This is a genomic window from Arthrobacter jinronghuae (assembly GCF_025244825.1).
Taxonomy (GTDB): Bacteria; Actinomycetota; Actinomycetes; order Actinomycetales; family Micrococcaceae; genus Arthrobacter_B; species Arthrobacter_B jinronghuae.
The window spans coordinates 2,837,022-2,858,426 of the sequence record NZ_CP104263.1 but is presented as its reverse complement, the minus strand read 5'-3'; the positions used below and the strand labels follow the sequence as shown (position 1 = coordinate 2,858,426).

At 64.7% G+C, this 21,405-nt stretch carries 25 protein-coding genes; 22 read left to right on the top strand and 3 right to left on the bottom strand.

Annotated elements, in window-relative coordinates:
* Position 1: 1 nt before the first annotated feature.
* From N2K98_RS13390 to N2K98_RS13380, 3 genes are all read right to left on the bottom strand, one after another.
* Positions 2-1,240 carry an acyl-CoA dehydrogenase family protein gene (locus tag N2K98_RS13390; RefSeq protein ID WP_255865014.1) on the bottom strand — a complete coding sequence of 413 codons (1,239 nt, stop codon included), beginning with the start codon at positions 1,238-1,240 and terminating at the stop codon, positions 2-4.
* The gene (aroA, locus tag N2K98_RS13385; protein ID WP_255865015.1) at positions 1,237-4,302 is read right to left on the bottom strand and encodes a 3-phosphoshikimate 1-carboxyvinyltransferase; all 3,066 of its coding nucleotides are present in this window, start codon (positions 4,300-4,302) and stop codon (positions 1,237-1,239) included. The genes N2K98_RS13390 and aroA overlap by 4 nt, the downstream gene beginning before the upstream one ends.
* 637 nt (positions 4,303-4,939) lie before the next feature.
* Positions 4,940-5,110 carry a hypothetical protein gene (locus N2K98_RS13380; RefSeq protein WP_255865016.1) on the bottom strand — a complete coding sequence of 57 codons (171 nt, stop codon included), beginning with the start codon at positions 5,108-5,110 and terminating at the stop codon, positions 4,940-4,942.
* 191 nt (positions 5,111-5,301) lie between these two features.
* Here N2K98_RS13380 and N2K98_RS13375 point away from each other — a divergent pair, with 191 nt between their 5' ends.
* The 22 genes from N2K98_RS13375 (at position 5,302) to rplO (ending at position 21,260) form a co-directional block, all read left to right on the top strand.
* Positions 5,302-10,437 carry a hypothetical protein gene (locus tag N2K98_RS13375; RefSeq protein WP_255865017.1) on the top strand — a complete coding sequence of 1,712 codons (5,136 nt, stop codon included), beginning with the start codon at positions 5,302-5,304 and terminating at the stop codon, positions 10,435-10,437.
* A 324-nt stretch (positions 10,438-10,761) separates the two neighbouring features.
* Positions 10,762-10,893 (top strand): hypothetical protein, encoded by a 132-nt coding sequence (locus N2K98_RS13370; RefSeq protein ID WP_255796997.1) that lies wholly within the window; start codon positions 10,762-10,764, stop codon positions 10,891-10,893.
* A gap of 509 nt (positions 10,894-11,402) precedes the next feature.
* Positions 11,403-11,711, top strand: coding sequence for a 30S ribosomal protein S10 (rpsJ, locus tag N2K98_RS13365; protein ID WP_146361073.1), 309 nt, complete (start codon positions 11,403-11,405; stop codon positions 11,709-11,711).
* A 17-nt stretch (positions 11,712-11,728) separates the two neighbouring features.
* Positions 11,729-12,385, top strand: a complete 657-nt coding sequence (gene rplC / locus N2K98_RS13360) for a 50S ribosomal protein L3 (protein WP_229947286.1) — start codon at positions 11,729-11,731, stop codon at positions 12,383-12,385.
* Positions 12,386-12,389: 4 nt separating this feature from the next.
* On the top strand, positions 12,390-13,004 hold the full coding sequence (rplD, locus tag N2K98_RS13355; protein ID WP_227918737.1) for a 50S ribosomal protein L4: 615 nt from the start codon (positions 12,390-12,392) through the stop codon (positions 13,002-13,004).
* Complete coding sequence (gene rplW, locus N2K98_RS13350) at positions 13,001-13,306, top strand: 50S ribosomal protein L23 (protein ID WP_104052736.1); 306 nt, start codon at positions 13,001-13,003, stop codon at positions 13,304-13,306. The genes rplD and rplW overlap by 4 nt, the downstream gene beginning before the upstream one ends.
* 30 nt (positions 13,307-13,336) lie before the next feature.
* A complete protein-coding gene (gene rplB / locus N2K98_RS13345; RefSeq protein ID WP_146361090.1) occupies positions 13,337-14,176 on the top strand; it encodes a 50S ribosomal protein L2 in 840 nt (279 codons plus the stop codon).
* 12 nt (positions 14,177-14,188) lie between these two features.
* Positions 14,189-14,470, top strand: a complete 282-nt coding sequence (gene rpsS / locus N2K98_RS13340; RefSeq protein WP_104052734.1) for a 30S ribosomal protein S19 — start codon at positions 14,189-14,191, stop codon at positions 14,468-14,470.
* A 38-nt stretch (positions 14,471-14,508) separates the two neighbouring features.
* Entirely contained in the window at positions 14,509-14,874 is a 366-nt protein-coding gene (gene rplV / locus N2K98_RS13335) for a 50S ribosomal protein L22 (protein ID WP_227918735.1), read from the top strand.
* Complete coding sequence (gene rpsC, locus N2K98_RS13330; protein ID WP_227918732.1) at positions 14,875-15,717, top strand: 30S ribosomal protein S3; 843 nt, start codon at positions 14,875-14,877, stop codon at positions 15,715-15,717. It abuts the gene before it with no gap.
* On the top strand, positions 15,718-16,134 hold the full coding sequence (rplP, locus tag N2K98_RS13325) for a 50S ribosomal protein L16 (protein WP_055239353.1): 417 nt from the start codon (positions 15,718-15,720) through the stop codon (positions 16,132-16,134). It begins immediately after the preceding gene.
* Positions 16,135-16,136: 2 nt separating this feature from the next.
* On the top strand, positions 16,137-16,466 hold the full coding sequence (gene rpmC, locus N2K98_RS17235; RefSeq protein ID WP_146361098.1) for a 50S ribosomal protein L29: 330 nt from the start codon (positions 16,137-16,139) through the stop codon (positions 16,464-16,466).
* Positions 16,463-16,768 (top strand): 30S ribosomal protein S17, encoded by a 306-nt coding sequence (gene rpsQ / locus N2K98_RS13315; protein ID WP_279326965.1) that lies wholly within the window; start codon positions 16,463-16,465, stop codon positions 16,766-16,768. The genes rpmC and rpsQ overlap by 4 nt, the downstream gene beginning before the upstream one ends.
* 382 nt (positions 16,769-17,150) lie before the next feature.
* Positions 17,151-17,519 carry a 50S ribosomal protein L14 gene (rplN, locus tag N2K98_RS13310; RefSeq protein WP_055239356.1) on the top strand — a complete coding sequence of 123 codons (369 nt, stop codon included), beginning with the start codon at positions 17,151-17,153 and terminating at the stop codon, positions 17,517-17,519.
* A 3-nt stretch (positions 17,520-17,522) separates the two neighbouring features.
* Positions 17,523-17,882, top strand: a complete 360-nt coding sequence (gene rplX / locus N2K98_RS13305) for a 50S ribosomal protein L24 (RefSeq protein WP_227918730.1) — start codon at positions 17,523-17,525, stop codon at positions 17,880-17,882.
* Positions 17,882-18,451, top strand: coding sequence for a 50S ribosomal protein L5 (gene rplE / locus N2K98_RS13300; protein WP_227918727.1), 570 nt, complete (start codon positions 17,882-17,884; stop codon positions 18,449-18,451). Before rplX ends, rplE begins: the two co-directional genes overlap by 1 nt.
* Before the next feature lie 90 nt (positions 18,452-18,541).
* Positions 18,542-18,940, top strand: coding sequence for a 30S ribosomal protein S8 (gene rpsH, locus N2K98_RS13295; protein ID WP_146361106.1), 399 nt, complete (start codon positions 18,542-18,544; stop codon positions 18,938-18,940).
* Between the two features lie 18 nt (positions 18,941-18,958).
* Positions 18,959-19,495, top strand: a complete 537-nt coding sequence (gene rplF, locus N2K98_RS13290; protein ID WP_227918724.1) for a 50S ribosomal protein L6 — start codon at positions 18,959-18,961, stop codon at positions 19,493-19,495.
* 2 nt (positions 19,496-19,497) lie between these two features.
* Positions 19,498-19,881, top strand: coding sequence for a 50S ribosomal protein L18 (gene rplR, locus N2K98_RS13285; RefSeq protein ID WP_229949992.1), 384 nt, complete (start codon positions 19,498-19,500; stop codon positions 19,879-19,881).
* 29 nt (positions 19,882-19,910) lie between these two features.
* Positions 19,911-20,591 (top strand): 30S ribosomal protein S5, encoded by a 681-nt coding sequence (gene rpsE, locus N2K98_RS13280; RefSeq protein WP_227918719.1) that lies wholly within the window; start codon positions 19,911-19,913, stop codon positions 20,589-20,591.
* Positions 20,591-20,803: a 50S ribosomal protein L30 gene (gene rpmD / locus N2K98_RS13275; RefSeq protein ID WP_146361114.1), complete on the top strand. Its 213-nt coding sequence runs from the start codon at positions 20,591-20,593 to the stop codon at positions 20,801-20,803. The genes rpsE and rpmD overlap by 1 nt, the downstream gene beginning before the upstream one ends.
* A gap of 1 nt (position 20,804) precedes the next feature.
* Positions 20,805-21,260: a 50S ribosomal protein L15 gene (rplO, locus tag N2K98_RS13270; RefSeq protein WP_227918714.1), complete on the top strand. Its 456-nt coding sequence runs from the start codon at positions 20,805-20,807 to the stop codon at positions 21,258-21,260.
* Positions 21,261-21,405: the final 145 nt, after the last annotated feature.

Here is a 21,405-nt window from a genome sequence, read left to right as displayed (position 1 = left end):
GTCAGAGGCGGGCGGCGGATGCCGCAGACGGATCGGCCGGGGCGGCGTCGGCCCGCGGGCCCTGGGCCTGGCGCAGGATACCGCGGGCAATCACCGTTTTCTGGATTTCATTGGTCCCTTCTTCGAAGCGCTGCGCCCGCGCGTCGCGGTACACCCGTTCGATGGGTGCGGTCTTCCAGTACCCGATGCCGCCGTGGACCTGCAGGGCCTTGTCCGTTACCCGGGTGAGCATGTCCACTGCGGTCAGCTTGGCCATGGAGGACAGGGAACCGGCATCGGGAACACCGTCCTGCCAAGCCGAGGCTGCATGGAGGGTCAAGGCGCGGGCCGCCTCGATATCGGCGGCGTTTTCCGCCAGGGCAAAGGCGATGGCCTGCCGCGCGGCGAGCGGTTTCCCGAAGGTGGTGCGCTCCAGGGCATGGTCGACTGCGAGCTGCTGGGCGCGTTGGGCCAGCCCGACGCAGCTCATCGCCACGGAGATCCGGCTGGGGGTGAGGAAGCCGCCGAGGGCAATGGAGAGTCCATCTCCCTCCGCTCCGAGGCGGTCGGCAACGGGGACGGGAGTATCTCGGAAAGCCAGGGAGGCATGGTCGGTGCCGCGGACCCCCATGGTCTGCGAGGTGTCTTCCACTTCGACGCCGGGCGCATGCCGGTCCACCAGCAGCGCCACCGTTCCTGCACTGCCGGAGGTGCCTTCCAACCGGGCAAAAAGCAGCCAGTAGTCGCAGCGCACACCGAAAGTGATCAGGTGCTTGCGGCCGGTGAGGTAATAGGTGTCACCGACCCGCCGGACACTCGAGGTGATGTCCGCTCCCGTGCCGTTGCCGGGTTCCGTCAGGGTGAAAGCAACAACCAGGTCTCCTGCCACGGACGGAAGGACGAACTTCCTTCGCTGCACCTCGTCGGCATGCGGATTCATGGCACGCCAGGTGCCGTTGACCACGTGCACGATCATGCGGACCGAGGCGTGTGAACGGGAGAAGACTTCCATCAGGCCCATCCACTGGACAAAGCTCAGCCCCCGGCCGCCGAGTTCCGCCGGTGCCGCCAGCGAAAGGAAGCCGGCCTCGCGGAGCTCCTTCCACAGGGCGTCGGGCACGGTGCCGCCGGTTTCGATGCGGTCGGCCCATTCCTCGCCGGGGCCCTCGACCCACTCGGTAACGGACGCGAGCAGGTCTCTGTATTCCGGGTCCGGGATACTGCTGCCCCGTCCGTCGGCTGCGATGGCTGCAGTACTCACTGGCTGCTCCAATCCGGTGTTCCGGGTTCGGGCGGTCCGCCGCCGGCGGCGAAGCTGCGGGCCGTGTCCCGCAGCAGGAACTTCTGCACTTTGCCCACGGCATTGCGGGGGAGTGCGTCGACCAGCTCGAGGCGTTCAGGCCAGTAATGCCTGGAGACGCTGTGCCGGTCGAGGAACCCGGTGAGATCCGCCAGCTGCAGGCGCGACCCCTCCACGGGGACTACAAAGGCGCAGGCCCGCTCGCCCAGCCGATCATCGGGCATGGCCGCCAGGGCAACATCCCGCACGGCGGGATGGCGGTAGAGGAGCTGCTCGATCTCGGCCACCGGGATTTTCTCCCCTCCGCGGTTGATGATGTCGCGAACCCGTCCGGTGATGCGCAGGTACCCGGCATCATCAAGGATGGCGGTGTCTCCCGTGCGGTACCAGCCGTCTTCGGTCAAGGCTTCCTTGGTCAGGTCCGGACGGTCAAGGTACCCGTCAAAGACGGTGGGACTGAGAAGCTCGAAGTTGCCCTCGACGCCGGGCGGCAGGAGGCGGCCGTCGTCGTCGACAATCCGGGTCCGCACCCCCTCCAACGCCCGCCCGTCGGTGCCCCACACCTTTACCGGTTCATCCCCGGGTGACGCCAGGGTGGCCAGACAGGTTTCAGTGGTTCCAAACGCACCGCAGATGCCCGCACCCAGAACACGTGTGGCACGCTCGGCGAGGTGCCGGGGGACGGCGGCACCTGTCGCGACGAAGATGCGCAGGCTGGGCGGAGCTGCGGTTCCCGCGTCCACGGCGGCAACCAGGTCGGTGAGGAACGGGGTGGCAGCCTGGACGAAGGTGGCACGCCACCCCCGCATGAGTTTCACGGCCCGTTCCGCGTCCCACACCGGCTGCAGGATCTGCGGGCAGCCGAGTACGAACGAGAGCCACATTCCGTACAGGAAACCGGTCTGGTGGGCCAGGGGTGAGGGGATGAAGACGGCGTCATCGCTGGTGAGGCCCAGATGCGCCGCCTCCATGGCCGCAGCGCGGCTAAGCGCCCCATGACGGTGCACCACCCCCTTGGGTTCCCCGGAGGTGCCGGACGTGAAAAGCAACTGTGCAGGGTCCCCGACGGTTGGCGCAGCACCGGGAGGGAGCACAGCCGCGGGGTGCACGCGGTTCAGCACGGCGTCCCAGTCGTGGAACCGCGGGCCGCCGGCTACAGAGGGGAGGGGGCGCGGCGACTCGGCATTCCGCAGCACCAGAACATCCGCCACCTTGGGGGCGGGCACCGCATCGGTTCGGTCCGCGCGCTGCAGCAGCCCGGCCAGTTCCTCCGCCGGATGGCGTCCGCGGAACTCCTCCACGGCAACGAAGACGCGGGCACCGGCCCGGTCCAGTACCAGCGCGACCTCCCGCTCCCGGAAGATCGGCATCACGGGCGCGGCGACGGCGCCCAGGCGCAGGACAGCCACGGTGAGGACAACGAACTCGCTTCGGTTGGGGAGTTGGAAAGCCACCCGGTCACCCGGCCGCACCCCCAGCTCCAGCAGTGCTGCGGCGACGCGGTGGGCCTGCGTGTCGAGCTCGGACCAGGTGAGGTGCCCCGATATCCGCGGGCCGCCGTCGACCACCGCTGTTTCATTGGGACGTTCCGCAGCCCAGCGCCGTACCCAGTCCGGACCGGTGACGGCCGCTGCCGCCTCTACTGCGGCCGGTCCGTAAATGCTCCGGGGGCGGCTTCCGCGTGCGGTTCGGGCCGGCCGGCTGGGGCGGGGACGCTGGAGCACGCCGTCTTCGACCTTCATGTGCAGCCCGAAAGTGGTCATGGCCGCCAGATATTCGGGGTAGGAAATGCGGTAGGCGTTTGGATAAGTGAGCGTACTGCGTCCTTCTGCGGCGGAAGCCGCCACGGCCAGGGACATCAGGACCCGGTGGTCATTAAAGGAGGAGAGATCCGCGCCGCCCAGGCTGCCGACTCCGCGGATCGTCAAGGTAGAGCCCTCCACGGTGAGGTCCGCGCCCATTGAGTTCAGCTGCAGCATGGCGGCCACCCGATCGGACTCCTTCATCCGTACGTGGTCGATGTTGCGGAAAACGCTCCGGCCCGCGGCGAGGCATGCCATCACAGACAGCACCGGAAGCATGTCCGGCACGCGCCGGCAGTCGACGTCGACGGGTTGCAGGTCCAGGCCCTGATGGCGGACCCTCACCGCGTCGGCTGCCTGGTCGTAGTCCATGGGCACCCCCATCTGCGCCGCAAGGTCCAGGAAGTCAGCCTCGGGATGGTCGGATCCGGACGAGGAGGTGGCGCTCAGCCCGGTCAGGGAAATATCTGCCGGATGAAGGGCCGCCGCCGCGAGTCCGAAGGCAGCCGACCCGATATCCGGTGGCAGCCGCAGGTCCGCGGGGACGGCCTGCTGGTCCGCCGGGATGCGGAAGCGCCTGAGGTCCTCGGAGGCCTCCACCTGCAATCCGAAGCGGGCCATCATGGCGAGGGTCAGTTCCACATAGCTGGTTTCATTCTGCGGGCCGTCCACCAGCACCGTCGTTTCGGAACGGGCAAACGGTGCCAGCAGGAGCAGGCCGGAAATCCACTGTGAGAGGGTCCCGGAGATATGGACTTCGCCGCCGCGCGGCCGTCCGTGGGCAACCTGCAGGGGAGGGCAGCCGCCGTTCGAGGCGATGTCCACACCCATCTCGCGGAGGGCAGCCAACAAGGCACCGATGGGGCGGCGCTGGAAGTATTTCTGCCCGGTGACGACGACGTCGCGTGTCCCCAGCGAGGCGAGTCCGGCCATGAAGTACAGCGTGGTTCCGGAGCTGCCGGCGGAGACAACGGCACGCCGTGGGCGGTACGGGCCGCCGTGGACAATAAAGGTGTCATCCTGCACGTCTATCGCAGTACCGAGCTGGCGTAGCGCGGCCACCGTGTACTGCACATGGCGGGCATCGGTCAGACCGGAAATGCGGCTGGTCCCCGGAGCGAGGGAAGCCAGTATCAGCGCCCGGTGGGCGTGGTATTTGGAGTTGGGAACCTGCACCGAACCGGTGATGCCGGAGTGCGTTCCAAGGACCGAAAGATACATGGCCGCAAGGCCCTTTCCGTTCGTGTGGCGCCTTCCCCCTGACCCCTAGTGCGCCGACGCTACCAGTTTGTTATCCGGGCTGGAACAGCCTTTGCGGCAGATCGGCAGGCGGGGCACATTTCCGCCGGGGGCAGGTTGTGGGGTCGGTTGGGGGCCGCTGCGGGTCGGCTGGGGGCGCTGCGCCGCCTGCCGGTGCCGGACCGGACCGGGCGCCGCCACGCGGCCTGCCCTGTGCCCGCAGGCAGTCAGGCACTATTCCTGCACAGGACGCCTGGGTGCGGCCGGCACGGAATGTTGTACCCACCGGGATCGAACAGTTACCAGCATGTGAGCTGCAGCACCCTAGGATGGTCTCCAGTCGAACTCGAACCGGAAGGTAGCAGTTTCATGGGGGTCTTTCTTTTTTTCCTGGCAGCAGCCGCTGCCAGTTTCGCCATAGGGCGGTCGGCAGGTAAAAAAGCCGCCCGCCCCGTGGACAGCCAGGGCAGGCCGCTGCCGCCGCCGGCCCAAATCTACGAAGACGGTTACCGGGCGGGATTCAACGACGCAGCACTGCGCTTCCAGCAACCCGCCGCGGCACCTGCTCCCGCCGCTTCGGATCCTGCCGCGGCGCCGGCCCCTGCTGGGCCTCCTGCCGTCACGCCGGCTCTTGCTGCACCCGCTGCCGCACCTGCTCCCGCTGCTGTACCGGCCCCTGCTGCTGTACCGGCCCCTGCTGCCGCACCTGCCCCTGCTGCCGCACCTGCCCCTGCTGCCGCACCTGCCCCCGCTGCCGCACCGGCCCCCACTGCTTCGTATGTCTCCTCATACACGGTTCCGTCGTCTCAGTCCCATGCTCCGTCAGCCGCTGTGCCTCCTGTCGGAGTGCCGGGCGGCCACCCGCCGGTTGCCGTCCCAGCGCCCGGTGCCCCGAACCGGAACGTTCCGGTTCCGCCTCGACCGGTTCCGCCTCGACCGGTTCCGCCTCGACCGGTTCCGCTGGTCAAGACCGAAGCCGAGTTGAAGGAAGAAAAACGACGCCGGGACCTGCGCAACATCAACATCACGCTCTACTCCGCCAGCCTCCTGCTGGTGGCTGCTGCCGCACTGTTCATCGGGCTGGCCATCCCGGCAGAGGCCCGCTTCTTCGGAGTTGTCGCTGTCACGGCCCTGTTCTATATCTCGGGACTGGTCATACATGCCCGAAGCGCCCGCCTTCGGCCGGCAGCCGTAGCATTTACGGGTACCGGCCTGGCCTTGATCCCCGTGGTCGGACTAGCCCTGTTCAATTTTGTGCTTCCGGACGGACCTGCGGCCTGGCTGGTCACCTCGGTGGTTGGAACCGCGGCGTTTGCGTACGCCGCCGCAAAGATTGAAAGCCGGGTAGTCACCTATCTTGCCTTGACGTTCCTGCTGTCCTCGGGCCTGGCTTCCGGTGCGGCACTGCGCTGGGGAATCGTCTGGTACTTCCTCTTCACGGTCATTCTGGCCACCCTGATCAGCCTCGCTGCGGTCCGGCGTCCGGGCTGGCTGAACAATCTCTACGTAGATGCATTTGTCCGCTCCCACCGCTACCTGGTTCCGGCTACGGCCATCGCCTCCGTCCAGATCTCCGGCCAGCTAAGCTCGGCGCAGCTGGGGATCCTGTTCCTCGCATTCGCCCTCTACTACGCCGTAATGCTCTGGCAGGGCCCCGCCCGCCACCAGCTCGTCAACAGCTATGGGCTGCGGGCGGCCGGCACCGTGGGACTTACGTCCCTGTTCTATTCCGTTACGGACAGCACCCAGCTGACGCTGCTCGCTTTCGCGGTGCAGGTTGCGGTCCAGACGGCAGGGGTCCTGGCACGCCGCCCCATGTACGGTGCAGCAGCCCTGTTGCAGGTGGCCGCCAAGAGCACCGGGCTGCCTTTGGACCGGGACGTCGACGAGCGTTCCCGCCCGGAGGCGGGAACTGTACGAACAGGGGCTTCCGATCCGCAGGCACCGGCTGCGGCACAGGGCAACAAGCCTGTGCCCGTGCCGGCACAACCGGCACAACCGGCACCACCGGTCCCGTCATCTCCCGCCCCGGCATCCGAATCCGCGGCTTCAATGGCGGCAACCGTCAGCCTCAAGAAGAAGCCTGCGGCTGCCCCCGAAGAAGCTGCGCGTAGATTCTTCCGCGTCGATGTGGCCGCCCTGTTGGTCCTGCAGGCGTGCACCGCACTGGTAGCCGGACTCTGGTACGTGGTTCGCGAGTGGCAGTCTTCGGGAAGTTCCGTTGCCTTCGCAGGAACCGTCGTCGTAGTCCTGCTGACGTATTTCGCCGCCGCCTGGAAACTGGGCGGACGCCTTGAGTATGCGGTGCCCATGCCGGCCGCCCTCGCCTTTGTGCCTAATGCGCTGATGCCCGGCGACGCACTGTGGCCGGGCGTCCTGGCCACCGCAGTCCTCGCAGGCTATCTGGTGATCCGTGCGGTGCGGGGCGGCGCGGAGGAACGTCTGGTATTCGTCCTCGCCGCACGCGCTGCGGCCGTCCTGCTGGTGTCCTTGACCGTCCTCGCCTCCCTTGTCGGAGTGTCCGGGGTGAATGCAGGAGCCTGGGCCCTCGTCACCGCGGTGCTCGCGCTGACGGCCAATCAGGCCGTTTCGGTTGTCCGTACACGGCGCGCAAAGCCCGAACGCTTCCCGGGGGCAGCCATTACCACTGCGGCTGCTGCCGCGGTGGTCCTGACGCTGCTGCTCCGCTTCCAGGAATCGCCGGGGCTAACCCTGACCTTGGTGGGCCTGTGGACCGTTGTGGCCGGAAACGTTTTGACATCCGTCCTCCGGCCCGGCGGAAGGTACCTCCTTGCTGCACCGGCCGGTTTCGCGGCTGCTGTACTTATGGGTGCAGGCCTCCTGGGCATCAGGGGCTACGAACTGCTTGCAGCCGCTGCTCTTTGCTACTGTGCCGTCCTGGCCTGGAAGCTCGCGCCCAAGACGCACCGGACCTATTACCTGGCGGCAGGACAGACCCAACTGACTGCCCTGGCTGCCCTGATTGCCGCAGACCTCGGAGCGGGGGTGCACGGGATCTTTATTGCCATGGCGGCCTGCCTGGCTGCCCAGCACCTTCTGCGGATTTTCCTGGACCGGAAACTCCGCGGGCTCGGACTCGCCCAGACGCTCCTGTGGGCAACCGTCACCGTGCTGGCGATGCTGCCCCCGCTCTATTACATCCTTACCTACACCGCAGCACGTTCGGAGACCGGAGTTGTCCTGCTGCTCATCGGCGCCGGTTCCGCGGTCCTCACCCAGGGCGCATACACGCTTGGGGCGGCAGGGCGGACGCGCTTCGGTGAACACGTTGCGGCCGATACCGGTTCGCCGGGGTCCTCTACCGCAGCTTCCAGCGGAACCGCCGGCGTCACCGGACGTAAGCGTGTTCCCGGTACCCAGGCTTCCGTTGGAGCCGCCGCCGCAGCAGGACTGGTGCTGCTGCTGGTGACCGGCGTGCGGGCGGCGGAAGGCAACGGAGCAGTTGCCACCGTGGCCGTCCTCGCCGCGGCGCTTGCCGTCAATGTGTTTACTGCACTGATGCTTCGCCGCAGCTGGCCCGCACTGGCTGCACCCGCCGGCTTCTCCGCCGCCGCCGTCGTTGGCGCGGGGGTCCTGGGGGTCAGGGGGTACCAGATCCTGGTGCTGGCAGCCCTTGCCTACTGCACGTACCTCGTTCTGGGCCGCAGCAATCCCCTCCGCGGCGCCTATCTCCTGGCCGTCCAGATCCTGGCGGTTATCCTGGCCGGGCTGGTGGCGGCCGACCTGACCGGGGACGTTCATCAGGTCTTCGCTGCCGTGGCGGTCGGTATTGCCGTCGGGCAGGTGCTGCGGACCTTCTTTGCCGGGATGCTGGAGCCGCTGGGGCTTGCATCATGGGCACGGTGGGGCGGTCTGGCTGCATCAGCAGGAGTTCCCCTGGCATATGTCGGGTTGCAGGGACCGGCCGCGCAAAGCGGCATGCTGATGTTCCTTGTCCTCTGTGCCGCCGCCGTGGCGGTGTTCAGCCAGTTGGCCGCCGTCATCCGCGTGCGGAGGGGTAGGCCGCTGAGGTTCGCTGCCGAGTTCCTCGCCGCCGCCGCATTGGTGGCGCTGCTGGCTACTGCCGCATCCCGGGCAGTCGAGGGACACTGGGCCGGCTGGACCTTGGCGTTGCTCTGGATCGCGCTGGCCGCGAATGTTGCCACCTCGCTGTTGCTTCCCGATCGGTACGAAGCAGCGGCACTGGCAGGATTCGCCGCTGCGGCGGCGGTAGGTGCCGGAGTGCTGGGGCTGCGCGGCTACGAACTGCTGGTTCTGGCAGCCCTGGCCTACTTTGTGCATCTCGCACTGAAGCGCACAGAAAGCAACCGCGGTCTCTACCTCCTCGGCGTGCAGGGCCTGGTGGTGGTCCAGACGGTGCTCGTGGCTGCCGACCTCGGCGTCGGTATGCACGGCCTGTTCATTGCCGGCGCCGTAGCACTGGCAATACAGCAGCTGTTCCGTACCCTGCTGCATCGCCGACTCGACGACATGGGATACTCCGAAACGTCGCAGTGGCTGAGCATCGCATTGCTGGCCCTGATTCCGATCGTCTACAGCTTCCTTGCCGGAACGGCCAACCAACGCGACGTCGTCGCGCTGCATCTGCTCCTGCTCCTCATCACGGCTGCGGCTGCGTTCACTCAGCGCCGTGCGGAGCGGCACCCCAGGTCAGCCTGGGTTGTCTATCCCGCCGTGTACGCGTTGGGTGCACTTCCGCTGGTCCTCAGCAACCTGCTGCAGTTCAGCAGCCGGGGATCGCTTCGGGAAGGGCTGCTCGACGGCGGCGCGGCAGGATCGGTTTTGCTCGTCCTCGCAGCGGCGGCATTGTGCGGGGAAGCGCGCAGGTCCCTCGATAAACCCACCCGTACGGCACTGCTGGTAGCTGCCGTCGGCTATACCGCCACTGTCCTTGTGATCAGCCTGGCCATAGACAATAGCTTCCTGCTGGCTGCTGCCTTCGTTCTGGGTGCGGCAATCTTCCTGGTTGTCTCCTCTGCCCGCAGCCTTGCGTGGCTGGCCGTCGGGACGCCGGTCCTGCTCACCATGGGAATGATGGCCCTGTTCCGGGGACTCTTCGATACTGTCCTTGCAGGCAGTGGGGATGCCGGCTTTGCTTCGCTGCTGCCGTTCTGGGTGACAGCGGCTGTTCTCCAGGCCCTCCGTCTCCTCACCCCGCTCCGTTCGGTGGAATCATCGCGGCCGGGCGGCGCGGCGGGAGCCACTTCGCCCTCGCAGCTCCGCCGGAGCATCCTGGGCTCGGCTTCGGCTCTGATCCTGGCACTGGCGGCGATACCGGCAATGGTCCCTGACTCGTCAGCCGCAGCCGGCGCACTGACCGTGGTTGCTGCTTTGGCGTTGGCCCTCGTCGAGGTTCCCGCCCGGTTCCGTGAGCCGGCCGTGCAGGCCGCCGTGCTGGTGACCGCATTGGCGGTGCAGCGAATGGGTTGGCTCGTTCTGGGCAACGTCAGCGGATTCTGGTCCCTGCAGTATTGGGCAGCTGTCCTGGCCGGATTCGCAGCTTACGAGTTCCTTCGTAAACGCGACCAGCGGGGCACCATGGTCCTGGGGGTTTCGGCCGTCATCCTTTCATCCAGCGGTCTGTCCACGGTCATCTTCGGTGGAGGCGGAAAACAGCTCTGGGCGCTGGTGGCACACGCCGGGCTCCTGGCCTTCGGTCTTCTGGCGAGCAGAAGGCTGTTCACTCTGTGGGGCGCGGCCGGTGTGGTGCTGGCGGTGCTTTGGTACCTGCGCGGTTACACGTTCCTGCTCCTGGCCCTGCTGGGCATCGGGCTGATCGCTTTGGCTGTCTGGCGGCTCACCCGTGTGCGGACCGAGGAACCGGGGAATCCACCTGTTCAAACTGCGCAGGGGGACCCGGCCCTTCCGGTGCCGGCAACCGGTTCGGCACCGCCGGTGCCGGTGTACCCGGCGCAGGGGAGTGCGCCGGCGGTGTCCGGACCCTCGAACACCGGCAATGCGCCGGCGGTGTCCGGCCCCTCGAACACCGGCAGTGCGGATGGAGCGGGACCTGTACCGGGCGGCAACGCCGGACCTGGAGCGGACACAAACGCTCCGGGCCGCATGCAGGCCCCGGAGGAGGACCGCACGCGCTGACGTGCCGGTGGATCCTGAATCCTGGATGCGTGCAGCGCAGGGGAGAGCGGTGGTCGTCCGGCCCGGCCTGGCCCGGCTCTGCCCGGCCCGGCCTGGCCCGGCTCTGCCCGGCCCGGCCCGGCCTGGCCCGGCTCTGCCCGGCCCGGCCTGGCCCGGCTCTGCCCGGCTCGGCCAAGCCCGCCAAGCCAAGCCGGGCCGGAAGCGGGGAGCCGGGACCAAGACAGGCCAGACAATGCGCTGAGTGCCGTGCCCCGACTGCCGTGCACCGGCTAAGGAGTACTGTGCCCTCTGACACCGGGACAAAGGCTCCGCTAGGCTCGGACCATGGAATTCCTTATCCTTCTGGTGATCGTGGCCGCAGTGGCTGCAGGCGTCGGGTGGTCCCGCAAGCGGTTCCGCCCTGAAATTGAGCGGGCCAGGCGCATCCGCCGGGCCAACCGGGACGGCGAATCCTGACTTTCAAGGTGCCGCCGGCGGTGCGTTAGACTGGTGGAAGTTAAAGCGCCGCCCCTTGAGGGGTTTACCCCTGAGGCAGCGTGAACGGACTTGGGCAGCGCGGCGTCGGGACCCCGGAGGGAGACCTCCGGTGGAAGATGCCTGATTAGCCATCTGTGCCCGAGTCTGGCAGACTAGAGAAGTTGTTCAAGCGCTTTTGTGCCCACACGCGCCCATGTTCCTGCGAACAGCAGGGATCAGGCAGTGGTGAGATTTCGTCCCGGTCAGGATAATGCCTGATGCAGGGTCGGATCCTTCAGGGAAAGAGCCCATATATAACCCGCCCCTATTCTTGCTCGGCGTCGTTGGTCTCAACACCGCGACACGCCCGAGCGCGGGGGTCGGAGCCTCGGCAGGGTGAGGAACCCGGAATTATCCGGATTCAGTCTGTTGGAGGGGCGCCAGGCCGTAAGGCAGTTCGGCGCAAAAACTGTACAGAGAGCATTACTCGAAGAAAGAGGCACGACGCCATGGCGGGACAAAAAATCCGCATCCGGCTGAAGTCGTATGACCACGAGGTCATCGACGTATCAGCACGGAAGATCGTTGAGACGGTCACGCGTGCAGGCGCAACGGTAGTAGGCCCCGTGCCGCTGCCCACGGAAAAGAACGTTTACGTTGTTATCCGTTCGCCGCACAAGTACAAGGACAGCCGCGAGCACTTTGAAATGCGCACGCACAAGCGCCTGATCGACATCATTGACCCCACGCCTAAGGCCGTTGACTCGCTGATGCGTCTCGACCTGCCTGCAGACGTGAACATCGAAATCAAGCTGTAGGGGGGGAGCGGATACTTATGTCTACTTCACTTACACGCCAGGTAAAGGGACTGCTGGGCACCAAGCTCGGCATGACCCAGGTTTGGGACGAGAACAACAAGCTCATCCCCGTAACCGTCGTCCAGGCTGACTCCAACGTCATCACGCAGCTGCGCAACGCGGAAAAGGACGGCTACACCGCCGTTCAGATCGGCTACGGCCAGATCGACCCGCGCAAGGTGACCAAGCCGCTGGCCGGCCACTTTGAAAAGGCCGGCGTCACGCCGCGCCGCCACGTAGTTGAACTGCGTACCGCAGACGCCGACACCTATGAGCTGGGCCAGGAACTCTCTGTTGAGATGTTCGCAGCCGGCCAGAAGGTCGACGTCACCGGAACCTCCAAGGGCAAGGGCTTTGCCGGTGTCATGAAGCGTCACGGCTTCCATGGCGTTGGTGCCTCCCACGGTGCACACAAGAACCACCGTAAGCCGGGTTCCATCGGTGGCGCATCCACCCCGGGCCGCGTCTTCAAGGGCGTTCGGATGGCGGGCCGCATGGGCGGCGTCCGTCACACCACCATGAACCTCACGGTTCACGGTGTGGACGCCGAGAAGTCGCTCCTGCTGATCAAGGGTGCCGTTCCCGGCGCCCGCGGCCAGGTCGTCCTCGTACGCACTGCCGTGAAGGGAGATTAGTCTCATGGCTAACGAAACCACTGTTGAATTCCCCGCAGAGATCTTCGACGTTCAGACGAACGTACCGCTGCTCCACCAGGTGGTAGTTGCTCAGCTTGCAGCCGCCCGCCAGGGTACGCACAAGACGAAGACGCGCGCCGAGGTAAGCGGCGCAGGCCGCAAGCCGTTCAAGCAGAAGGGCACCGGCCGGGCTCGTCAGGGCTCCATCCGTGCTCCTCACATGACCGGCGGCGGCGTAGTCCACGGACCGACGCCCCGCGATTACAGCCAGCGCACCCCCAAGAAGATGAAGGCTGCTGCACTGCGCGGCGCCCTGTCGGACCGGGCACGCAACGGCCGTATCCACGTCCTCGAATCCCTGGTTGAAGGCACCAAGCCCTCCACCAAGGACGCACTGAGCGCCCTGCGTTCGGTTTCCGACCGCAAGAACCTGCTCGTTGTTATCGAGCGCGCCAACGATGTTGCCGCACTTTCAGTGCGCAACGTTCCGGCTGTTCACGTGATCTACGTAGATCAGCTGAACACCTATGACGTGCTTGTTGCCGACGACGTGGTCTTCACCAAGGCTGCCTACGACGAGTTCGTCGGCAAGAACACAGTCAAGGAGGACGCCAAGTGAGCGCGACCACCGCTAAGGATCCGCGCGACGTAGTGCTTGCACCCGTCGTCTCGGAAAAGAGCTACGGCCTGATCGACGAAGGTAAGTACACCTTCCTGGTCGACCCCCGCTCCAACAAGACCGAGATCAAGCTGGCCGTGGAGAAAATCTTCTCCGTCAAGGTCGACTCGATCAACACCATCAACCGTGCCGGTAAGCGTAAGCGCACCAAGTTCGGATGGGGACAGCGCAAGAACACCAAGCGCGCAATTGTCACCCTCAAGGACGGCACAATCGACATCTTCGGCGGTCCGCTCAGCTAGGGCGGAGACCACTTTAACGAGGAATAAATAATGGGAATCCGTAAATACAAGCCGACTACCCCGGGCCGTCGCGGCTCGAGCGTAGCCGACTTCACCGAAATCACGCGGTCGACGCCGGAAAAGTCGTTGGTACGTCCGCTGCCCAAAAAGGGCGGCCGTAACAACACCGGTAAGATCACGACCAGGCACAAGGGTGGTGGACACAAGCGTCAGTACCGTCTGATCGACTTCCGCCGCCACGACAAGGACGGCGTCAACGCACGCGTTGCCGAGATCGAATACGATCCGAACCGTACCGCCCGCATTGCGCTGCTGCACTACGTTGATGGCACCAAGCGTTACATCATTGCTCCGAACAAGCTCAAGCAGGGCGACTTCGTAGAGGCAGGCGCCGGCGCTGATATCAAGCCCGGAAACAACCTGCCCCTGCGTAACATCCCCGTGGGTACGACCATCCACGCCGTTGAACTGCGTCCGGGCGGCGGCGCCAAGATGGCCCGCTCCGCCGGTGCATCCGTTCAGCTTGTCGCCAAGGAAGGCCGCTTCGCCCAGCTGCGTCTGCCCTCCGGCGAAATCCGCAACGTTGATGTGCGCTGCCGCGCCACCATCGGCGAGGTCGGCAACGCCGAGCAGTCGAACATCAACTGGGGCAAGGCCGGCCGTATGCGCTGGAAGGGCGTACGCCCGACCGTCCGTGGTGTCGCCATGAACCCGGTCGACCACCCGCACGGTGGTGGTGAAGGTAAGACCTCCGGTGGACGCCACCCGGTCAACCCGAACGGTAAGCGCGAAGGCCGTACCCGCCGTCCCAATAAAGAGAGCGACAACCTCATTGTGCGTCGCCGTCGTTCCGGCAAGAACAAGCGATAGGAGCCTGGAAACATGCCACGCAGCCTGAAGAAAGGCCCCTTCGTCGACCAGCACCTGTTTCTCAAGGTAGCGGCCGAAAACGAAAAGGGCACCAAGAACGTCATCAAGACGTGGTCCCGCCGTTCGATGATCATCCCCGACATGCTCGGGCACACGATCGCCGTACACGACGGACGTAAGCACATTCCGGTGTTTGTCACCGAGTCGATGGTCGGGCACAAGCTCGGCGAATTCGCTCTGACGCGGACATTCCGCGGCCATGTGAAGGACGACCGCAAGGGCAAGCGCCGCTAGGCGCTGCTCTTTCGGCAGAAGACGAGAGAAGGAAAGCAATGGAAGCCAAGGCAATTGCGCGTCATATCCGCGTAACGCCTATGAAGGCCCGGCGCGTCGTCAACCTTGTTCGTGGCAAGCAAGCGAATGAGGCTCTGGCAATTCTGAAGTTTGCCCCCCAGGCAGCTTCGGAGCCGGTACTTAAGGTAATTCAGTCGGCTATGGCCAATGCACGTGTCCTCGCGGACCGTGACGGCGTGGCCTTCGACGAGGGTGACCTCTTTGTCAGCGAAGCATTCGTTGACGAAGGACCCACCATGAAGCGGTTCCAGCCGCGGGCCCAGGGCCGCGCCTACCGCATCAACAAGCGGACCAGCCACGTCACCGTGGTAGTCGCAACCCCTACGATCGAGGAGGAACGCTAAGTGGGACAGAAGGTAAACCCGCACGGGTTCCGACTCGGCATCACCACTGACCACGTATCGCACTGGTTTGCTGACAGCAACAAGCCGGGCCAGCGTTACAAGGACTTCGTCCGCGAGGACATCAAGATCCGTCAGCTGATGTCCACCGGCATGGACCGCGCCGGCATCGCCAAGGTTGAGATCGAGCGCACCCGTGACCGTGTCCGTGTGGATATCCACACCGCACGTCCGGGCATCGTGATCGGCCGCCGCGGCGCCGAAGCAGACCGCATCCGCGGCGAGCTCGAAAAGCTCACCGGCAAGCAGGTCCAGCTGAACATCCTCGAGGTCAAGAACCCCGAGATGGAAGCACAGTTGGTTGCCCAGGGTGTTGCAGAGCAGCTCTCTTCCCGCGTGGCTTTCCGCCGTGCGATGAAGAAGGCCATCCAGTCCGCACAGCGTGCAGGCGCCAAGGGTATCCGTATCCAGTGCTCCGGCCGTCTGGGCGGCGCTGAAATGAGCCGTTCCGAGTTCTACCGCGAAGGCCGTGTGCCCCTGCACACCCTCCGCGCGCAGATCGACTACGGTTTCTTCGAAGCCAAGACCACCTTCGGCCGCATCGGCGTGAAGGTCTGGATCTACAAGGGCGACGTTACCGCTAAGGAACTGGCTGCACAGCAGGCTGCTGCACCGTCCCGCGGACGCTCCAACGACCGTCCGGGCCGCGGCCCGGCCGACCGCGGTGACCGTGGCGGCGACCGCCGTCGTCGTCCCGAGCGCGGCGACAAAGCCGCCGCGCCTGCTGCTGCAGAGGCTCCGGCCGCTGAGGCAGCTGCCCCCGCAGCAGAAGGAGGACAGGCTTAAATGCTTATCCCACGTCGAGTCAAGTACCGTAAGCAGCACCACCCGGGTCGCTCCGGCGCTGCAACCGGCGGCACCGCCGTCAGCTTCGGCGAGTGGGGTATCCAGGCTCTGACGCCTGCTTACGTCACCAACCGCCAGATTGAAGCTGCGCGTATTGCCATGACACGCCACATCAAGCGCGGCGGTAAGGTCTGGATCAACATCTACCCGGACCGTCCGCTGACGAAGAAGCCTGCTGAAACCCGTATGGGTTCCGGTAAGGGTTCTCCGGAGTGGTGGGTTGCAAACGTCAAGCCGGGCCGGGTTCTGTTCGAACTCTCCGGTGTTTCCGAAGAGGTAGCTCGTGAGGCCCTGCGCCTGGCGATCCATAAGCTGCCGTTGAAGGCACGCATTGTGCGTCGCGAGGGTGGTGAATAGAAATGGCAGTTGGATCAAAAGAGCTGACAACTGAGCAGCTGGACGGCTTCGATAAGGACCGTCTCGTAGAAGAACTGCGCAAGGCCAAGGAGGAGCTGTTCAACCTCCGCTTCCAGTCGGCCACCGGCCAGCTGGAAAACCACGGTCGTCTGCGTGCAGTCAAGCGCGATATCGCCCGCATCTACACGGTGCTGCGTGAGCGCGAGCTGGGCATTCGTCCCGAGGTTGTCGCTCCCGTTGAGGAAGCAGCACCCGAGGCACCGAAGAAGTCAAAGAAGAAGGCTGACAAGTCTGAAGCTGAAGCCAAGGTCGCTGAGGATGATGCCAAGTGAGCGAAAACAAGAATGAGGCAGCAGTGACAACTGACGCAAACGGCGCCGATGCCCGCGGGTACCGGAAGACCGCACGCGGCTACGTGGTCTCGGACAAGATGGACAAGACCATCGTCGTCCAGGTTGAAGACCGCGTGAAGCACGCCCTTTACGGCAAGGTTATTCGCCGGACCGAGAAGCGCAAGGCACATGACGAGCAGAACGCTGCCGGCATTGGCGACCTCGTGCTGATCGCCGAGACCCGGCCGCTGTCCGCTACCAAGCGGTGGCGCCTGGTCGAGATCCTCGAAAAGGCCAAGTAACCTAGTAGTAAGAAGTACCGGCCGGCCCGCCGGTGTGATCTCCGCGGCAAGCGGAGAACACACCGGCACCGTCCACAGCGTGAGGGCCCCGGCCGCGTTATCATCTTCGATTTCGCTTCCGGGGCCTTTTCGCGATAAACTTGAAATCTTGTCTGTGTGGTGCGGAAGTGTGTCCATAATCCGGTCTCGAACCGGGTCCCCGGTACGCACTTCCTCACCGCCGAATGAGACAAAAGCCCGATAATCTTGTTCGACGCCGCGTAAGGCGGCTGCACTGGCGTGCGGCCGGCCCGCCCGGCGTTGAGTACCAGTATTACGGGGTCCACCCATATCCGTTCCGCAAGGCTCATTTCGAGAACCGGCGCGACGACAGGAGTAATAAGTGATTCAGCAGGAGTCGCGACTGAAGGTCGCCGACAACACGGGTGCCAAGGAAATCTTGACCATCCGCGTTCTCGGTGGATCCGGCCGTCGCTACGCAGGCATTGGCGACACCATTGTTGCCACCGTCAAGGATGCAATTCCCGGCGGCAACGTCAAAAAGGGCGACGTGGTCAAGGCCGTCATCGTCCGTACCAAGAAGGAACGCCGCCGCCAGGACGGTTCCTACATCAAGTTCGATGAGAACGCTGCAGTGATCTTGAAGAATGACGGCGACCCCCGCGGTACCCGTATCTTCGGGCCCGTCGGCCGCGAACTTCGCGACAAGAAGTTCATGAAGATCATTTCGCTGGCTCCGGAGGTGCTTTAGTCCATGGCAAAAATCAAGAAGGGTGACCTCGTTCAGGTCATCACCGGTGCTAAGGCTGAGCGCGGCGGAGACCGCGGCAAGCAGGGCAAGGTTCTGAAGGTTTTCCCCGAGAGCAACCGCATCCTCGTTGAAGGCATCAACCGCGTCACCAAGCACACCAAGGTTGGCCAGTCCTCCCGCGGTTCCAAGACCGGCGGCATCGAGGTTGTTGAAGCCCCGATCCACGTTTCCAACGTCGCCATTGTCGACCCGGAGACCAAGAAGCCGACCCGCGTTGGCTTCCGCACTGAAACCGTCGAAAAAGATGGCCGTGAGCGCACTGTGCGTATCCGCGTGGCCAAGGGCTCTGGGAAGGACCTCTAATGACTGAGACTGTCACCAAGATCGTCCCCCGTCTGAAGACCCGCTACGCAGCGGAGATCAAGCAGACCCTGCAGGACGAATTCAACTACTCGAACGTCAACCAGGTTCCCCGCCTCGTCAAGGTGGTTGTGAACATGGGTGTTGGAGATGCCGCTAAGGACTCCAAGCTCATTGACGGTGCGGTACGCGACCTCACCCAGATCACGGGCCAGAAGCCCCAGGTCACCAAGGCACGCAAGTCCATCGCCCAGTTCAAGCTGCGCGAAGGCATGCCGATCGGTACGCACGTTACGCTGCGCGGCGATCGCATGTGGGAATTCGTGGACCGTTTGGTCACCCTGGCACTGCCCCGTATCCGTGACTTCCGCGGCCTGAACGGCAAGCAGTTCGACGGCAACGGCAACTACACGTTCGGTCTGACCGAGCAGTCGATGTTCCACGAAATCGATCAGGACAAGATCGACCGCGTACGCGGCATGGACATCACCGTGGTTACCACCGCAAAGACCGATGACGAGGGACGCGCGCTGCTGAAGGCGCTCGGCTTCCCGTTCAAATCCGAAGATTAATTACTACGTAACAGGTCCGACGGAGATCCGTGAGGCGACGCCGCACGGGGATCCTGCAGGAAACCGTTACGAGGGAGGGCAAGAGCCCAAATGACAATGACAGATCCTGTCGCAGATATGCTCACGCGTCTGCGCAATGCAAACTCGGCATACCACGATTCCGTGTCCATGCCTTACAGCAAGCTCAAGGCGCGCGTTGCTGACATCCTGAAGGCCGAGGGCTACATAGCCGGCTGGAAGGAAGAAGAGGCCGAGGTCGGCAAGAAGCTGACCCTGGACCTCAAGTTCGGTCCGAACCGCGAGCGTTCCATCGCCGGCGTTCGCCGCATCTCCAAGCCCGGTCTGCGCGTTTACGCGAAGTCCACCAACCTGCCGCACGTGCTGGGTGGTCTGGGTATCGCAATCCTGTCGACGTCGTCAGGTCTTCTGACCGACCGCCAGGCCGCCAAGAAGGGTGTAGGTGGGGAAGTCCTCGCCTACGTCTGGTAGCAGGGAAGGGAAAGAAAAATGTCACGTATTGGACGTCTGCCCATCCCGGTTCCTGCCGGAGTAGATATCGCCATCAACGGCAACGTTGTATCCGTCAAGGGCGCCAAGGGCGAGCTGAGCCACACTGTGCCCAGCCCGATCACGGCAACGCTTGAAGACGGCACCATCACCGTTACCCGCCCGAACGACGAGCGTGAATCCCGCTCCCTCCACGGCCTGACCCGCACGCTGATCGCCAACATGATCACCGGCGTGACCGAGGGCTACAAGAAGGATCTGGAAATCGTTGGTACCGGTTACCGCGTAGTCGCGAAGGGTGCGGACCTCGAGTTCGCCCTGGGCTACAGCCACCCGGTCCCCGTCGCGGCCCCCGAAGGCATCACGCTTACCGTGGTCGCCCCGACGAAGGTCACCGTGTCCGGTATCGACAAGCAGCAGGTGGGCGAGGTTTCCGCCAACATCCGCAAGCTGCGTAAGCCCGACCCGTACAAGGGCAAGGGTATTCGTTACGCCGGCGAGATTGTCCGCCGCAAGGTCGGAAAGGCTGGTAAGTAACCATGGCCATCAGCATTAATAAGAAGCGAAACAGCAAGAGCAAGTCTGCCCTGCGCAGCCGTCGCCAGCTGCGTATCCGCAAGCGGATTTCCGGAACCGCGGTTCGTCCGCGCCTCGTGGTCAACCGCTCTGCCCGCCACATCTTCGTCCAGGTTGTCGATGACACCCGTGGCGTAACCGTGGCTTCCGCCTCCACCATGGAAGCGGATCTGCGTGCACTGGACGGCGACAAGACCGCCAAGGCCAAGCGCGTCGGCGAACTCGTTGCTGAGCGGTCCAAGGCCGCCGGCATCGAAGCCGTTGTCTTTGACCGCGGTGGTAACCGCTACCACGGCCGTATTGCCGCAGTTGCAGACGGCGCACGTGAAGGTGGGCTGGCACTGTGACCGAGGTAAACAAGGAAAAGGAAAATCAGGTGACTGAAGCTACAGCTGCTGAGGCAACTGAGACCAAGGAAGCCGCAGCCACCGGTACCGACGACCGCCGCGGCGGACGTCGCGGCGAGCAGCGCGGCTCCGACCGTGGAGGCCGCGGCGAACGCGGTGGCCGCGGTGGCCGCGACGGCGGACGCAACGATGAGAAGGACAAGTTCATTGAACGCGTCGTGACCATCAACCGCGTTGCCAAGGTGGTCAAGGGTGGCCGTCGCTTCAGCTTCACCGCCCTCGTTGTTGTCGGTGACGGCAACGGCATGGTCGGCGTTGGCTACGGCAAGGCAAAGGAAGTTCCCTCCGCCATCGCAAAGGCCGTTGAAGAAGCCAAGAAGACCTTCTTCCGCGTCCCGCGCATCGGTGGAACCATCCCGCACCTCGTCCAGGGTGAAGCTGCTGCAGGCGTCGTCCTGCTGCGTCCGGCTTCCCCGGGTACCGGTGTTATCGCCGGTGGTCCGGTCCGCGCCATTCTCGAATGCGCCGGTATCCACGACGTCCTGTCCAAGTCGCTCGGGTCCTCCAACGCCATCAACATCGTGCACGCCACGGTTGATGCGCTGAAGCGCCTCGAAGAGCCCCAGGCAGTGGCAGCACGCCGCGGCCTTCCGCTCGACCAGGTCGTTCCCTACGCGATGCTCCGCAACATGCAGAAGGCAGGTGCCTGATGTCGACTCCGAAGAACGTCGCCGTTAGCACGGCTCGACTGGAAATCACTCAGATCAAGTCCACCATCGGTGGTAAGCAGAATCAGCGCGACACGCTGCGTTCACTGGGCCTGAAGCACATCGGCGACTCCGTCGTCCGTACTGCTGATGCAGTGACCGTTGGCATGATCAACACGGTTCCGCACCTCGTGAAGGTTGAGGAGGCGAAGTAACATGCCCGAAGAAAACAGAACTCTGAAGGTCCATCACCTGCGTCCGGCACCCGGTGCCAAGACGGCCAAGACCCGCGTAGGCCGCGGTGAAGGTTCCAAGGGTAAGACGGCAGGCCGCGGTACCAAGGGTACGGCTGCCCGCTACCAGGTCAAGGCAGGCTTCGCAGGCGGGCAGCTTCCGCTGCACATGCGTCTGCCGAAGCTGCGCGGCTTCAAGAACCCGTTCCGGGTCGAGTTCCAGGTTGTAAACCTGGACAAGATCTCGGAGCTGTTCCCCGAAGGCGGCGCCGTGGATATCGAAGCACTGGTTGCCAAGGGTGCGGTTCGCAAGAACCAGCCCGTGAAGGTTCTCGGCTCCGGCGACATCACCGTCAAGGTTGATGTCTCCGCCAACGCCTTCTCCGCCAGCGCTGCAGAAAAGATCGCCGCAGCCGGCGGATCCACCACCACGGTCTAAGACCTCGTGGCGGGTCTGTTTCCCTCCCCGTCCGGACGCATTGCGTATACCGGCGGGGGAGGGGCGCACGATCCAACGTTTCACCACTGAACTCCTGGCGGACCCTATCCGGTCCGCCGGGAGTTCAGTTCCGTTTAAGGCAACT